Source organism: Burkholderia sp. PAMC 26561, from assembly GCF_001557535.2.
Taxonomy (GTDB): Bacteria; Pseudomonadota; Gammaproteobacteria; order Burkholderiales; family Burkholderiaceae; genus Caballeronia.
In genome coordinates, this window is the sequence record NZ_CP014315.1 from 1,300,392 (window position 1) to 1,314,346 (window position 13,955).

Here is a 13,955-nt window from a genome sequence, read left to right on the forward strand (position 1 = left end):
TATTGTTCTCCGTGTCCTTGACGTTCAGGAAGCAATGACCGCGCGCACGTCGATCGCGGCTTTTGGCAACGGATTGTCCGGTCGCGTCTCGAGCCAGAAACGATGCAACGTGTTCTTCGCGGCTTCGAGCCGGTAGTCGCTCGACGCGCGCATGTCGGACAACGGCGCGTAGTCGTTCGCGAGCGCGGCCATCGCTGCCTGTGCAGTGGCCTCGTGCCACTCAGCATCGCGCAGCACCGCTTCGACGTGCGTCGCGCGCTTTGGGGTCGCAGCCATTCCGCCGAACGCGATGCGTGGATCGCGAATCATGTTGTCGTCGGCGACAAACGAAAGCGCCGCGCAAACGGCTGAGATATCCGAGTCGAATCGCTTCGACAACTTGTAAGTGCGAAACTGCAGATTCGCGCGCGACCCAGTGCGCGTCGGCACTTTCAGTCCGAGAACGAACTCGTGTTCCGCCATGTCTTTCTTCTGATACGCGAGGTACAGGTCTTCAAGCGGCATGACGCGCCCGACGTCGTTTCCGCGAACTATCACATGCGCGCCCAGCGCGATCAGGCCGGGCATCGAGTCGCCAATGGGTGAACCGTTCGCAATGTTGCCGCCGAGCGTACCGGCGTTGCGGATCGGCAGCGAAGCGAAGCGCTTCCACATTTCCGTCAGCTCGGGATAGTGCTTCGCGAGCTCTTCATACGCGCGTTCTACCGAGACTCCTGCGCCGATTTCAATCCAGTTGTCCGACGTTTCGATTTTCTGCAGTGCGCCTATTCGTCCGACGTACACAATGTCGCCGAGATCGCGCATCAGTTTCGTGACCCACAGGCCGATGTCGGTGCTGCCAGCGAGGATTCGCGTCGACGGTTGTGCAGCCTTGATGCGGGCGAGTTCGTCGACGGTGCTTGGCGCGTCAAAACGTTGGCCCGCATGTTGGTAGCTAAAAGTGTCTTCGCGTTCAAGCGTTGCGAGGGTACGAGCGATTGCAGCGATATCCACTGGCGCTTTTGGCGCAGGCAATTCAAACATCCGCACCGCCGCGTCGACGATGGGACGGTAGCCGGTGCATCGGCACAAATTGCCCGTTAACGCGTTAGAGATGTCGGCGCGCGACGGTACGGATTTGGTCGCGCATGAATGTTCGTGGCCGTGCTTTTCGTATAACGACCACATCGACATCACGAAACCAGGCGTGCAGAAGCCACACTGCGAGCCGTGGCATTCGACCATCGCTTCTTGCACCGGATGCAGCGATCCGTCCGGCTGACGCAGATCTTCTACGGTGAACAACGCTTTACCGTCGAGTGTCGGCAGAAACTGGATGCACGCGTTGACAGCTTTGAACTTGAGGCCGCCCGCGTCGTCGGGCTCGCCCAGTACCACCGTGCACGCACCGCAATCGCCTTCGGCGCAGCCTTCTTTCGTGCCCGTGCAACGCGCGTCTTCGCGCAGATACTGGAGCACGGTCTGGGTGACGGGCGCGTCGCTGACTTCGCGGATCGCGTTGCGGTGGTAGAAGCGGATGGGCTGGCTCATGTCTCTGTGCTCGCGTTGGTTTGCGCTGCGGCTTTTTTTGGGGGTCGTTGTAGCGTTATCGCTGCATCGCTGCTACGGCTTCTACCAGTCGGTCTGAACCGCGCCGCAGTGACGCTCCGAAAAGTACCACCATCAAAAGGCAGAACCCATAGCCACGGGGAAATGCGCGTTATATTGCCAGGGCGATAACGGCCATATTCGGTCGCGCCGGGAATCTCCTTATGTTGACGCCAGCGGTGCATGAAAAACGCTGCAACATGACTTCGGGTTCGGACATCAACGCTTCAGATATTTTCGCGTCAGCCATTCGCGTGCAGGCATGAGGCGATCCGTTGGCGGAAGTCATGCGTGTCCCCCCATATCGATGTGGGTCGTCACAGCCTTTCGGACTGCGCAACCAGACCATATCGGGATCCGGTCGCGCAACCCATCCTTGGGAGAGCAACAAGTCTATGTGCGAAATGACATGTGTTGACTGCGCGTGGCTTTGGAAGGAATGCACCTGCAATCGCACGAGGATGCCGCTCTGCTGATTGGCCTGCATCTCGGCATTTCGATTTAGCCGCAACGCAACATGGCAGGGATTTTTAGACTTGGGCGGTATAACAACGCGGCGTCATTTGCGTAAAGCAGTTGTCGAAAATACGTCTTTTGAATCCGACACTTGACCTTCTACCAGCGACCGTACTACTGCCTTTCGATCGCCCTACATAATTTTGATTAGCTTTACGACATGGATGAAGCAGGCATACAGTTAGCCACGCTGCGGTGCCCGCCGGCATCGGCCGCGCTTGCTCAAGGAGCCGTCCATCATGCTTTTCCGAATCATGGCTGCACTTCCGTTTATCGGCATCCTGGTAGGCGTTCCATTCGCGAACCACGTTGAGCCACTGATTCTCGGCATGCCATTCGTTCTCGCATGGATCGTCATCTGGATCGTATTGAGCGCGGTCATCATGGGGATCATTTATCGCCTTGATCCGGCAAACCGAGGGCCGATTGATCACGTAGGCGAGGTGCGGTCATGAGCAGCGCATTATTCATCATTGCCGCGGCGACCCTGTTTGCGCTTTATCTCGGAGTCCGCGCGCGTCGCGGACATGACATGGATCTTGAGCAATGGACGGTTGGAGGCCGCAGCTTTGGCACCGCGTTTGTTTTTCTGCTCATGGCAGGCGAGATCTATACGACCTTCACTTTTCTCGGCGGGAGCGGCTTCGCGTACGGCAAGGGCGCACCCGTCTACTACATTCTCGCCTACGGGACGCTCGCCTATATTCTTTCTTACTGGATGCTGCCACCGATCTGGCGTTACGCGAAACAGCATCGACTTGTTTCACAGCCTCACTACTTCGCCCGCAAATACGACAGCCCGGCCCTCGGCGTACTTGTCGCGGTCGTGGGCGTCGTTGCTCTCATTCCGTATCTCGTGCTGCAACTCAAGGGGTTGGGCATCATTGTGGCCACCGCGTCTTATGGGGCGATCTCTTCGACCACTGCGGTCTGGATCGGCGCTCTGGTAGTCACCGCGTATGTGATTCTTTCCGGCGTGCGGGGTTCGGCATGGAATTCCGTGGTGAAGGACATCCTGATCCTCACCGTAGTACTGGTGCTCGGGATATACCTTCCGTACCACCTCTATGGCGGCATAGGCGCGATGTTTCACGCCATCGACATTGCGAAACCGGGCTTCCTCACGTTTCCCGCCAAAGGATCGAGCGTTTCGTGGTTTCAATCCACTGTGCTGCTTACGGCGCTCGGTTTTTTCATGTGGCCGCACACCTTCGGTTCCGTTTTTACCGCTCGGGAGGAGAGGACCTTCCGGCGCAATGCCATCATTCTGCCGATCTATCAGCTCATCCTTTTGTTCGTATTCTTCGTCGGATTTGCAGCGACACTCAAGGTTCCGGGTCTGACGGGCGGTGACATTGACCTGTCTCTTTTCCGGCTGTCGATCCAGACATTTGATCCTTGGGTTGTCGGCGTCATCGGAGCCGCCGGTGTACTGACGGCGCTTGTTCCCGGCTCGATGATTCTCACGTCCGCCTCAACGCTTCTTGCAAATGATATTTACCGCGGCGCAATAAATCGCCAGGCGTCCGATACGCAGGTTGGCAAGCTCGCGAGATGGTTGGTCCCCGTCGTTGCCCTGGTCGCGATCTGGTTCACGCTTCAAGGCGGCTCGACGATCGTGTCACTTCTCTTGATGGGCTACAGCTTCGTCACTCAACTGTTTCCCGCGCTGATCGCGAGTCTCATGCATCAGACACGAGCGACAAAATATGGCGCGATGAGCGGTATCGTGGCAGGGGTGGCGGTGGTCGTCGTTACCACTACGATGCATCTAAGCATCGGAACGATGTTCCCTTCTTTTCCCGATTCGATCAAGGATGCGAATATTGGGTTACTTGCACTCGCCGTGAATATCGTGGTGTTCGGTTTGGTAAGCGGTCTGACGCAGTCGCGAGCGCTTGCTCAAGAGCACGCGTAACGCTCGGGGCTGCTTGACGACCAGACATGGCGCTGACGCGGTTGATCGGAACAGATATTCGCCTTACCAAGCCACGTCATCGCATCTGACAGGCAGAGCGCAGGATTCCCGAATAACGCTATGCGCTGATTCTGCGACGCGATAGCGATCCCTGCACCTCTTGCGGTCACCATATCCCGTCTCCTCGATCGCCGGATGTCGGATACGCAACCTGCATCTATTCAACGTCCGGCACGACGCCGACATAACGTGCCCGCGGACGGATCAGACGATGCGCTTCCACTTGCTCCAGCGCGTGTGCGAGCCACCCGACGCACCGGCCAAGCGCGAACAGGATAAACGGCGCCTCGGCTGGCAAGTCGAATGTCTCGGCAATGACGGCGAGCGCGAAGTCGATATTAGGCGCTTCACCAACAGAACGCGCCACATAGCCCAGGAGTTCCGTATAAGCCCTACGCGTTGGCAGCAACTCCAGCAACGCGGCGGCCCGAACGTCGCCGTCCGGATAAAGCGGGTGTCCGAACCCCGGTAACGTCCGTCCCTGCGCCAGCCATTCGCGTACGGCTTGCTCAACGCCAAGACGCTCTGTCGATGCGATCAGCGCATTGAGCGCCAGCGACGCTCTCCCGTGGAGTGGACCGGTCAGTGACGCAAGCCCCGCAAGCATCCCTGCCGCCAGGGAAGCGCCCGTCGAAATAGTCACGCGCGCGGCAAACGTGGATGCATTCAGTTCATGGTCTGCAAGCAGGACAAGCGCACGGCGAATCATGTCCTCCGCGTCCCTGCGTGCCCATAAGGTCGAGATATGTTCGCTCAGCGGGCGGTCGCCGCTTGACTCTTCGTTTCCAAGCATCGCCTGGGCTAAGGTCACGAGCACGCTTGCCGCCTCTTCGCGGAGAACGGGCAGCGCACAGCCTATTGACGGCAGGTCGTTTGCGCTTCGCTCCGACAACGCAATGAGTCCCGCACGCAAGGCGCCACCGGAACCGCCACGGCCATGAATGACACGATCGCCCTTGGTCGCGGGTCGCAAACGGGGCGCCTCCGGGCAGTCCCACAGCAAAGCGGCGACGTCTTCCAGCGAGGCTGTTCCTGAAAGCGCAACAGCGTCCAGACCGCGATACCAGAGCCGTCCATCGATCACCGTGGATATGGCCGACGGCAGCACAGGGTCACCCCACTCAATGGCTTGGGCGGCGACCGTCTCGACTTTCCTTCGACCGTTGCTACGCTTTGCCATTCGCAGTACGTCCTCGCGATGGTAGAGGCTGCGGCGGCTATCAGCCTTGTCCGGTTGCGCGCGGATTTTCCCCCTGCTTACGTTTGCGTAAAGCGTCTGCGGACGGACGCCCAAAATGCCAAGTGCTTCTGCTGCCGTAATCCAGCCCATCGTAATCACCGTGTTGACATTGACGATTCAAATCAAGATTGACGTCAACTTTATCAAGTTTATGCTGGGCGTCGAAACAGCTGCGCAGTCTTTTGATATCGGAATTCGCGGCAGCTTGACGACAACCGTTGCGGCGGCAATCGGCTTTTTTTAGGAGGGCAGCGTGACGAATTTATCGATGAGATTTCTGGAGACCGCCTTACAGGCGCTTCAATTCCCCACCGATGCGCTGACGCGTGTCACCTTGGAAGGCTCGGGCGAACTCACTTCTGCGTTCCCTGTCGCCGACTTTGCCGCTGAAGCAATAGCGGCAGCCGGCGTCGCGATCGGGGAATTGCTCAAGATGCAGCTTGACCGCGCGCCCGAGGTCGTCATCGACCGAAGACTTGCTTCGCTCTGGTTCGGCTGGTCAGTTCAACCCGTTGGCTGGACCTTGCCCGCCGCCTGGGACACGATCGCCGGGGACTATCGAACCCGCGATGGCTGGATCAGACTTCATACCAACGCGCCTCATCACAAAGCGGCGGCGCTGAGTGCGCTGCAATGTGCCGACAACAAGTCTGCCGTGGCAGGCGCCGTCGCAGGCTGGTCCGCCGAAGAACTCGAAACTGCGGTCGTCGAGCAGCAAGGCTGTGCCGCCGCGATGCGAACAAGCGACGCATGGAAGGCCCATCCTCAAGGCAAGGCAGTGGCGTCTGAGCCGCTGATTGCGTTGTCGTCCGTCGCCGCTGCGACCGACCCGCCAGCGTGGCAGCCTGAAGAAGCGAGACCGCTTGCAGGCATGAAAGTGCTCGACCTGACCCGCGTTCTTGCGGGTCCGGTCGCAACCCGCTTTCTTGCGGGATATGGTGCGGACGTCTTGAGAATCGATCCACCGGGATGGGACGAGCCGGCTTTGATACCCGAGGTCACGCTCGGCAAGCGCTGTGCACGACTGGACCTTGAAACGCCACATGGTCGGGAGATATTCGAGCAGTCATTGTCGAAGGCCGATGTGTTGGTTCATGGTTATCGGCCCGACGCCCTCGATCAACTGGGCTACACAGAAGCCGCACGCCGCGCAATCAACCCGGGACTCATCGATGTGTCACTCGACGCCTATGGATGGAGCGGTCCGTGGAGTGGCCGCCGAGGCTTTGACAGCCTGGTGCAGATGAGCTCAGGAATTGCGCATGGCGGCATGCAATGGAAACAGGCGGATCGTCCGGTGCCGCTGCCCGTTCAAGCGATCGACCAGGCAACTGGCTATCTGATGGCTGCGGCTGTGGTCCGGTCTTTTATCTGGCGCCTCACAGAAAATCGGGCAACGACGGCCAGGCTATCGCTTGCGCGAACCGCGCAGTCGTTGATCGACCTGCCTCGGACGCCAAGTGCGGCTGAGGGTTTGACTATAAGCAACGGCGACTTTTGCGCTTCGCTCGAGCAGACAGAATGGGGACCGGCGAAACGCTGCAGATCGCCTGTGTCAGTGAACGGCGTAGCTCTGGCCTGGCGGCTTCCGGCATCGCGCCTGGGCTCTGCCGCACCGGGTTGGTAAAGCGAGCAGCCGTCGTTTTGTGTCCCGGACGTTGAGAGATTTCGCGAGCTGGCGGCGAATTGGCAGCGACTGCAATGGCCACCTCATTGATACCAATCGGACGATCGCTCAAGCCGCTTGGTCTGATGGCTCGCCGCCCCTTACGAAAGTTCAAAGAAGGTTGATGTCGGGATTACGCGCAACGGACGTATTATGTATTGTAATGTGAGATATCAAAAAATATCGTTTTTCTAATTCGAAAGTGAGGAATACAGTGCGATGCACCCAAGTGATTGACGGAAGACCATGACAATACAGACGGTCGGTTTCATCGGGCTCGGCGCAATGGGAGAAGCCATGGCGCTGAACCTGGCTACAGTCGGCACGCCGCTCGTGGTCTGGAATCGCACTCAGGCGAAGACCGGGACGCTTGCCGCTGCCGGCGCATGGGTTGCACGAGATGCGGGCGAGGTATTTGCGCGCTCCTCGACGGTCATTCTGATGCTGGTCGATGGCGCCGCCATTGACGCGGTACTCGACCGTGGCGGTCTTGACTTCGCATCCCGCGTACGCGACCGTACGATCGTCCACATGGGCACGACCTCTCCGGCCTATTCACGTGGCCTGGAGGCCGAGATCCGCTCGGCCGGCGGGCGCTACGTCGAGGCGCCCGTCTCGGGATCGCGCAAGCCTGCCGAAGCGGGGCAACTTGTCGCCATGCTTGCCGGCGACGCGGTTACCGTGGAAGCGCTCCGTCCGCTGCTCGCTCCCATTTGCCGCGAGACCATGGTGTGCGGACCTGTTCCCAACGCCCTTCTGATGAAGCTGTCGGTCAACCTGTTCCTGATCGCACTCGTCACCGGGCTAGCCGAAGCCGTGCATTTCGCCGAGCGCAACGGCCTAGATCTCAGCCAATTCCTCGCCGTACTGAATGCCGGGCCGATGGCAAGCGATGTATCTCGCGTAAAGGCGCCGAAACTCATCGACCGGAATTTCGCGGTTCAGGCCGCGATCTCCAACGTGCTGGAAAACAACCGCCTGATCGCCGAGGCGGCGCGTGAGAACGGTATTGCCTCGCCGCTGCTGGACGTCTGCCACGCACTCTATGGCGAAACACTGGCACTTGGTCTCGGGGAGGCCGACATGGTCGCTGTGCTCACGGCAATCGAAGCGCGCAGCGGCCTGCAAGAATGATCGGCTTCTTTCTGCTCAGCTTGCCGGTCTTCGGAGTCATCGGAGTGGGATGGGCAGCCACGCGTGCGCATCTCCTGACCTCGGGCGCACTGGATGCGCTCAACGTATTCTCGTTTCGTTTTGCGCTTCCAGCGCTGGTTCTGCGGCTCATCGCGGCGCAGCCGCTGCGTCAGACGTTTAATCCGCGCTTCTATGCGGGCTACCTTACATCTGGCGTAATCGTCTTCGTGCTGGTTCTGCTCGCATCTCGTTTGGTCGCTGCGCGCACGGTCGCGGCGGCGGGCGCGCATGCGACCACGGCCACCGTCAGCAACCTGGGTTTTCTCGGGCCGCCATTGATGCTCGCCTTTTTCGGCGAGCGTGGGGCGGGCCCGCTGGCGATGGCGATCCTCGCAGAGATCATGGTGCTCCTTTCGCTCGGCGGCGTGCTCATGGGCGCGAATGGCAACGCCCGGCATGGCATCGTTTCGCTGATCCTTCGGGGTACGGTGTTCAATCCGGTCGTTGCTGCAATCGTGTTGGGCGCCGTGCTTGCAGGCACGGACGTCGCACTGCCTGAAGCGGTAACGCGCTTCCTCGCGTTTTTGGGCGGCGCAGCCGGTCCGACGGCGCTCTTCGCGCTCGGCGGCGCCCTCGCCTTGCAGCGTCTGGACCGGAACACCGCCGTCGCCGCATGCCTGATCAGTCTCGTAAAACTGTTTTTTTATCCGCTGTTGACATGGCTTGTTCTCAAGTACGTTTTGAAGCTTGAACCGTTCTGGGTACAGGCAGGCGTTCTGATCGCGTCCTTGCCCTCAGCCGGAAATATCTACGTGCTCGCGCAACGGTATGAGGCCGATCCGCCGCGGGTGTCGGCGGCCATTCTCCTGTCTACCATTGCCAGCGTGGGTACCTTTCCGTGTGCAGCGTGGCTCGTTCTTCATTGAGACTTGCCTGACCTGGAAGAGCGAATCGATGAACAGGTATTCGAGCTATCCGCTAAACCCTCACAGAAGAGAAAAAAATGAATGAGGTCCAGCCTGCGCCGATCACGATACATGCGGAGGACGGCTACCCGCTGAAGGGCCAGATATGGCTCCATCACGACGCGCCTGATGCTGGCGGACCCCGGCCCGTGGTCATCATCAACCCCGCCACATCGGTCCGATGCAGCTATTACTCACGCTTCGCCGCGTTCTTGTGTAAGCACGGATTCAACGTCGTTACCTATGATTATCGAGGCATAGGCGGTTCGCGCCCGGCGTCCCTCCGCTGCTTGCAAGCAGGATGGCTGGACTGGGGACGTCTTGATTTCGAAGCGGTATTGCAGATGGCATTCAGCACGTTTCCTCACCAGCCCGTGCAGGTCGTCGCGCATAGCATAGGCGGCGTTCTGGTAGGACTGGCCCCATCCAATCATCTGATCGACCGCGTTTTCACCATGGGCGCCCAATTCGCTCACTGGCGCGACTATGCCAGTCATAAACGATTAGGCATGCTGATAAAATGGCACGCAGTCATGCCGGCATTCACGGCCATTCTCGGCTATTTTCCCGGTGGCATGCTCGGCTGGATGGAAGACACGCCGCGCGGGGTGGTACGCGACTGGACTGCGCGCGAACCCCGTTTCGAGGATGCGTTCCGGAATGGTCCCCATGCGTTGACGGAGGAGGAGCGGGCGAAACTTGTCGAGGGCTTTGCGACGTTTCATGGATCCATGCTCGCACTCAGCGTAACCGATGACGAATTCGGCACGGCTTCGGCAATCGAACGTTTGCTCGCCTACTTCCGGAACAGCCCGATTACCCATTTGCGTATTGCCCCGGAAACGATGGGGTATCCCGAGATAGGACACTTTGCATTTTTCCATAGCCGCTTCGAAGCTTCGCTATGGCAGATCCCGCTCGAATGGCTGAAAGCCCGCTCGGTGCGTACGGACCTTGCGGGGTTTATCGTCAAGACTGGTGCCCGATGACTTGCTCTTTGCAAGAGCAAAAACGAGACCGCGATGCAGACCGAGACGAGGCCGTTACTGCAGCTTGTCGACGCTTCACGCCTTTCAGGAAGTAACGCATCAATAATGGTAGCTATTCTGCGCGGACTCCATGAACATCAAGGGAACTCTCTAAGTCGGCCGTCCGCTAGAATGTGTGCGTTGGCATGGTCTCGAAAAATTCGAAGTCACAGCAGGGCGCGAAGGGCAGACCACGCTGTACTCGCACTTTGCAGATCAATGAAGAGAGCAAAAAGGATGCAAACAAAAGTTACTGTCGCCCTGGTCGGTGACTATGATGACTCGGTGCCGGCTCACCTGGCTATTCCGCACGCTTTAAAGCGTGCGGCCGACACGATGCAGATCGAAGTCGATTTTGAATGGATTCCCACTGTCGAAATCGCATCGGTTTCGCGTATCGCTTCGTTCGATGGAATTTGGTGTACCCCCGCGAGTCCTTACCAAAACATGGAAGGCGCACTCCTTGCCATTCGCCACGCCCGAGAAAGCGCAACCCCGTTCCTGGGTACCTGCGGGGGATTTCAGCATGCCATCATTGAGTACGCTCGCAACGTGCTTGGCTGGGCGGATGCAGAACATGCGGAAACGGCGCCGGGCGCCGCGCGCGCAGTGATTTCACCACTTGAATGCGCCTTGGTTGAAACCATGGATCTCGTGCGTTTGTTTCCAGGCACTCACATCGCTGCCGCCTATGGAGTCAGCGAAATAGCGGAGGGCTACCGTTGTCGCTATGGACTTAACCCCGAGTTCAGAACGTCGCTGGTTTCAGGCCCGTTACGGGTCGCCGGAGACGATGCGGCAGGCGACGTACGTGTTATCGAAATGGTTCAACATCCGTTTTTCGTTGCGACACTTTTTCAACCCGAGCGCGCAGCGCTCAGGGAGCAGCCTGCACCGATCGTCAACGCGTTCGTATCGGCATGCGCAGCATGACGTCACGCATATTGCACCGCAGAGCTACCTTGGACTAAGGAGATCGCAGCCGGGGACCAACGCCTGTTGCAAGGAACATGACAATGATTTCACACGTATTCGTGGGTATTACCGACTTTGAACGTGCCTTTACGTTTTACTCAGCAGTTCTGGGAGATCTGCGACTCCAGTTGAAGTTTTGTGAGAGAGATAAACAATGGGCGGGATGGATGGCGGCGTCCACCCCCCGTCCGCTGTTCCTGATCGGCCGGCCATATGACGGCGATTCGGCACGCAGTGGAAATGGCCACATGATCGCGTTGCTTGCTCCTGATCGCAGCGCAGTCAATAACGCGCACGCCAGTGCTCTCGCGACTGGAGGCTCATGTGAAGGCGCACCCGGCTTGAGGCCCCAGTATCACCCGCACTACTATGGCGCATACTTTCGAGACCCGGACAGAAACAAGATTTGCGTTTGTTGTCACGACGCAATGCAACCATAGCGAGAACACGCAGTTGCAAAACACCTGCTTCAGCCGTCAATATTTCATCTCGGCTTTTTCTTGTGCGCTATACCAAGACACAAGATATGAGCGTCGTGAACTTATCAATGGAAAAGATCTGCCTTCCGCGCAACAGCAACGCCCCGAGGAAAACGCGCCAAAACGACACCGCGCGATCGACGACGTGCCCATCGCTTCTGATCAAAAGCGTTCGTCAAGCGGATTTCGGCGGATCCATCCGTGTCAATAATCAACCAGATTCGGTCGCCGCGTCACAGGCGAATCACGTCCCCTCGCTGAACCCGAGATGGCATTCCTCCAACTCCAACCTTCCATAGGGTGGCTGCCGTGCCCGCCGGATCCCTTTCACGCCGAGTCGTAAGGAGATATCCGCTTCAATCCAGTTGTATAACGCGGTGAAGTGAAATCACCGATTCGTTCGCAGCGTCGTAAATGCGATGTCGCGAGACGTCACGGGTTGCCATTTCGCCCGTGCAGCAGGAACGCCGGACGCTGGCTCAAGCGTTCAAAATAGGCGTGCACAGCGGGCAGATCCGGACGCTCCATTGGCGTCATATACCACCGGTTCGTGGACAGTCCCAGCACCACGTCGGCAAGCGTAAAGCCATGACCCGCTGCGAATGCGCCGGTTTTTTCAAGCTGCGCGTCGAGCATCCGCATGTGTCGATTCCAGTTGGCGACGCTCGCAGCAAGCACGTGTGGATCGGTGTGCGCAGGACTTTTGCGAACCAGCGCCATGAAGGCAAAGCGCCACGCGTTGTTCAACTCCGTGGCCTGCCAGTCCATCCATTGCTCGACGCGCGCCCGACCTTCAGGATCCGTCGGCAGAAGGTCGCTTCGGCCGTTACGGCTCGCGAGATATCTGCAGATGCTGTTCGACTCCCACAGCACGAACGACCCATCCTTGATCACGGGCACCATTGCATTGGGATTCAGCGCCACGAATTCTGGCGCTTCAGTCGACCTGAAACCTGAACCCCATTGCTCGTGCTCATAAGTCAATTCCATCTCGGCACACAGCCAGAGCACTTTGCGCACGTTGATGGACAAGGACTTACCGAAGATTTTGAGCATGGTAGTCACCTCTTTAACATGGCCGTTCAGGATGGAATGATCCGCGCGGTACCGGAGACCGGATCGAACTGCCCAAGGCCGGCGTGATTTCCGCTCGCAGGCAAGAACGCATACCCATGTCTTCACCTTGCACGACCTCGATGGCACCCGCATGCGGCCACCGGATGTCGCGCAGGTACCCGGCGAAAGCAGCCGTTGCTGCGCCGGTTGCCGGATCTTCGTACACGCCACCATACGCGAACGCATTGCGCGTGTTGAACCGCTGCTGTGTCTCAGCGTGCCCCAGCAGGACGGTTGTCCATCCTTCCTGGATCATTAGCTCGCGACCAGCATCGAAGTTGTACTTCATCGCCGCCAATGTCCGGCGGCTCTCGAGCATCAGCACGAGATGATCTGCACCTGCATGAATGAGGGCGGGCGGGATCCTGGGGTCCAGGTCGTCGTCCGTGAAGCCGAACAGACGCAGCGCCGCGGAGACGAGCAGGGCCGGCGCTGGGCTGCTGCGCGTGGGCGGAGATTGCAGGGTGGCCAGGATGAGGTTGCCGGTGCGCCGTGCCTCGACGGTTATCTCAGCGTGGTTGAGCACGAGGGCGAATGCACCTTCGCCATGCCTCAGAGCCAGCGCCGCGCCGAGGGCGATGGTTGCATGTCCGCAGAACGGCACTTCTGATGCCGGTGAAAAGTAGCGAACCCGCCAGCTACTGCCAGCCTCAGCGGCAAAGACCGTCTCGGAGAATCCAACTTCCGCTGCGATTCGCTGCATTTCGGTACTCGTCGGAAGTTCATCGGCAATGACGACGCCTGCGGGATTTCCCCCGGCGTCCCCGTCTGAGAATGCAGCAATCTTGAGGACATTCATTCGTTGTTCCCTGGTTCCTGATGTGTCAAGCGAGACAGCATGCCGTAATCGCGTTCGCCGAGCGAGCGCAGCAACATTGCATTTGCTTCGAGCACGACGGCCTGACCTTCGATCAACGCTACCCGAGGGTCGCGCGGCACGACGCCTTTGGAGGAAAGCCGATCCACACCCATGTTGAGGCCATGGAAGAACACGTCAAAGGTGTGTTCCCAAGCCTTCTTTAAAGCGGCGTCTCCGTGCGCTTAGCGCAAGCAATCGCAGGCGGCAAATTCTGTGGTCATCGTCGTATCCATCCGAGCCAATAAGCCGCCGTAGCAGCAAGCAACCGCCCCATCTTCAATGACTATCGTACCTCCGCGCAGCAAAAGCCAACGCCTTCCATATGGAGGCACTCACCGATCAGCGTGCGTACGGTCGCTCACTCGCGCAGCGACGCTTGGCCGGCGCAAAAAAACGTGTTCAGGCGTGCGGC

The 13,955-nt window shown here is 59.0% G+C and carries 13 protein-coding genes and 1 pseudogene; 9 read left to right on the forward strand and 5 right to left on the reverse strand.

Translation table 11 applies throughout. From position 1 onward, the window contains the following. Positions 1 to 24 precede the first annotated feature (24 nt). Positions 25 to 1,530, reverse strand: coding sequence for a xanthine dehydrogenase small subunit (gene xdhA / locus AXG89_RS40505; protein WP_075357517.1), 1,506 nt, complete (start codon positions 1,528 to 1,530; stop codon positions 25 to 27). Between the two features lie 812 nt (positions 1,531 to 2,342). On the opposite strand from xdhA, the gene AXG89_RS40510 reads away from it, so the two are divergent. Both AXG89_RS40510 and AXG89_RS40515 read left to right on the forward strand, forming a co-directional pair. After that, positions 2,343 to 2,558: a DUF3311 domain-containing protein gene (locus tag AXG89_RS40510; RefSeq protein ID WP_062001782.1), complete on the forward strand. Its 216-nt coding sequence runs from the start codon at positions 2,343 to 2,345 to the stop codon at positions 2,556 to 2,558. Further along, the gene (locus AXG89_RS40515; protein WP_075357516.1) at positions 2,555 to 4,021 is read left to right on the forward strand and encodes a sodium:solute symporter family protein; all 1,467 of its coding nucleotides are present in this window, start codon (positions 2,555 to 2,557) and stop codon (positions 4,019 to 4,021) included. The genes AXG89_RS40510 and AXG89_RS40515 overlap by 4 nt, the downstream gene beginning before the upstream one ends. Before the next feature lie 217 nt (positions 4,022 to 4,238). Here the strand turns inward: AXG89_RS40515 and AXG89_RS40520 are convergent, their stop codons facing one another. Then, positions 4,239 to 5,261 carry a citrate synthase gene (locus tag AXG89_RS40520; protein ID WP_236873639.1) on the reverse strand — a complete coding sequence of 341 codons (1,023 nt, stop codon included), beginning with the start codon at positions 5,259 to 5,261 and terminating at the stop codon, positions 4,239 to 4,241. A 115-nt stretch (positions 5,262 to 5,376) separates the two neighbouring features. Here AXG89_RS40520 and AXG89_RS42700 point away from each other — a divergent pair, with 115 nt between their 5' ends. From AXG89_RS42700 to AXG89_RS40550, 7 genes are all read left to right on the forward strand, one after another. Continuing rightward, positions 5,377 to 5,565, forward strand: a complete 189-nt coding sequence (locus AXG89_RS42700; RefSeq protein ID WP_162916230.1) for a hypothetical protein — start codon at positions 5,377 to 5,379, stop codon at positions 5,563 to 5,565. 24 nt (positions 5,566 to 5,589) lie between these two features. After that, complete coding sequence (locus AXG89_RS40525) at positions 5,590 to 6,948, forward strand: CoA transferase (RefSeq protein WP_075357514.1); 1,359 nt, start codon at positions 5,590 to 5,592, stop codon at positions 6,946 to 6,948. Positions 6,949 to 7,233: 285 nt separating this feature from the next. After that, positions 7,234 to 8,121 carry an NAD(P)-dependent oxidoreductase gene (locus AXG89_RS40530; RefSeq protein ID WP_075357513.1) on the forward strand — a complete coding sequence of 296 codons (888 nt, stop codon included), beginning with the start codon at positions 7,234 to 7,236 and terminating at the stop codon, positions 8,119 to 8,121. Next, complete coding sequence (locus AXG89_RS40535) at positions 8,118 to 9,047, forward strand: AEC family transporter (protein ID WP_075357512.1); 930 nt, start codon at positions 8,118 to 8,120, stop codon at positions 9,045 to 9,047. The genes AXG89_RS40530 and AXG89_RS40535 overlap by 4 nt, the downstream gene beginning before the upstream one ends. Positions 9,048 to 9,124: 77 nt before the next feature. Continuing rightward, a complete protein-coding gene (locus AXG89_RS40540) occupies positions 9,125 to 10,075 on the forward strand; it encodes an alpha/beta hydrolase family protein (RefSeq protein WP_075357511.1) in 951 nt (316 codons plus the stop codon). A 276-nt stretch (positions 10,076 to 10,351) separates the two neighbouring features. Next, the gene (locus AXG89_RS40545) at positions 10,352 to 11,047 is read left to right on the forward strand and encodes a CTP synthase C-terminal region-related (seleno)protein (protein WP_075357510.1); all 696 of its coding nucleotides are present in this window, start codon (positions 10,352 to 10,354) and stop codon (positions 11,045 to 11,047) included. Positions 11,048 to 11,130: 83 nt separating this feature from the next. Next, a complete protein-coding gene (locus tag AXG89_RS40550) occupies positions 11,131 to 11,529 on the forward strand; it encodes a VOC family protein (RefSeq protein ID WP_075357682.1) in 399 nt (132 codons plus the stop codon). A 471-nt stretch (positions 11,530 to 12,000) separates the two neighbouring features. Here AXG89_RS40550 and AXG89_RS40555 read toward each other — a convergent pair whose 3' ends face one another. The 3 genes and pseudogenes from AXG89_RS40555 to AXG89_RS42705 all read right to left on the reverse strand — a co-directional run bounded on the left by AXG89_RS40555 (position 12,001) and on the right by AXG89_RS42705 (position 13,677). Further along, positions 12,001 to 12,624, reverse strand: coding sequence for a glutathione S-transferase family protein (locus tag AXG89_RS40555; protein WP_062001772.1), 624 nt, complete (start codon positions 12,622 to 12,624; stop codon positions 12,001 to 12,003). 26 nt (positions 12,625 to 12,650) lie between these two features. Beyond that, positions 12,651 to 13,483, reverse strand: a pseudogene (locus tag AXG89_RS40560) (PhzF family phenazine biosynthesis protein). Then, the gene (locus AXG89_RS42705; RefSeq protein ID WP_143325513.1) at positions 13,480 to 13,677 is read right to left on the reverse strand and encodes a hypothetical protein; all 198 of its coding nucleotides are present in this window, start codon (positions 13,675 to 13,677) and stop codon (positions 13,480 to 13,482) included. Before AXG89_RS42705 ends, AXG89_RS40560 begins: the two are co-directional and overlap by 4 nt. Positions 13,678 to 13,955 lie beyond the last annotated feature (278 nt).

Coding starts and splice junctions, on each gene's coding strand:
- AXG89_RS40525 (WP_075357514.1), top strand. CDS start 5,590: ATGAGATTTCTGGAGACCGCCTTACAGGCGCTTCAATTCCCCACCGAT.
- AXG89_RS40540 (WP_075357511.1), top strand. CDS start 9,125: ATGAATGAGGTCCAGCCTGCGCCGATCACGATACATGCGGAGGACGGC.
- xdhA (WP_075357517.1), bottom strand. CDS start 1,530: ATGAGCCAGCCCATCCGCTTCTACCACCGCAACGCGATCCGCGAAGTC.
- AXG89_RS40510 (WP_062001782.1), top strand. CDS start 2,343: ATGCTTTTCCGAATCATGGCTGCACTTCCGTTTATCGGCATCCTGGTA.
- AXG89_RS40545 (WP_075357510.1), top strand. CDS start 10,352: ATGCAAACAAAAGTTACTGTCGCCCTGGTCGGTGACTATGATGACTCG.
- AXG89_RS40530 (WP_075357513.1), top strand. CDS start 7,234: ATGACAATACAGACGGTCGGTTTCATCGGGCTCGGCGCAATGGGAGAA.
- AXG89_RS40550 (WP_075357682.1), top strand. CDS start 11,131: ATGATTTCACACGTATTCGTGGGTATTACCGACTTTGAACGTGCCTTT.
- AXG89_RS40535 (WP_075357512.1), top strand. CDS start 8,118: ATGATCGGCTTCTTTCTGCTCAGCTTGCCGGTCTTCGGAGTCATCGGA.
- AXG89_RS42700 (WP_162916230.1), top strand. CDS start 5,377: ATGCCAAGTGCTTCTGCTGCCGTAATCCAGCCCATCGTAATCACCGTG.
- AXG89_RS40515 (WP_075357516.1), top strand. CDS start 2,555: ATGAGCAGCGCATTATTCATCATTGCCGCGGCGACCCTGTTTGCGCTT.
- AXG89_RS40520 (WP_236873639.1), bottom strand. CDS start 5,261: ATGGCAAAGCGTAGCAACGGTCGAAGGAAAGTCGAGACGGTCGCCGCC.
- AXG89_RS40555 (WP_062001772.1), bottom strand. CDS start 12,624: ATGCTCAAAATCTTCGGTAAGTCCTTGTCCATCAACGTGCGCAAAGTG.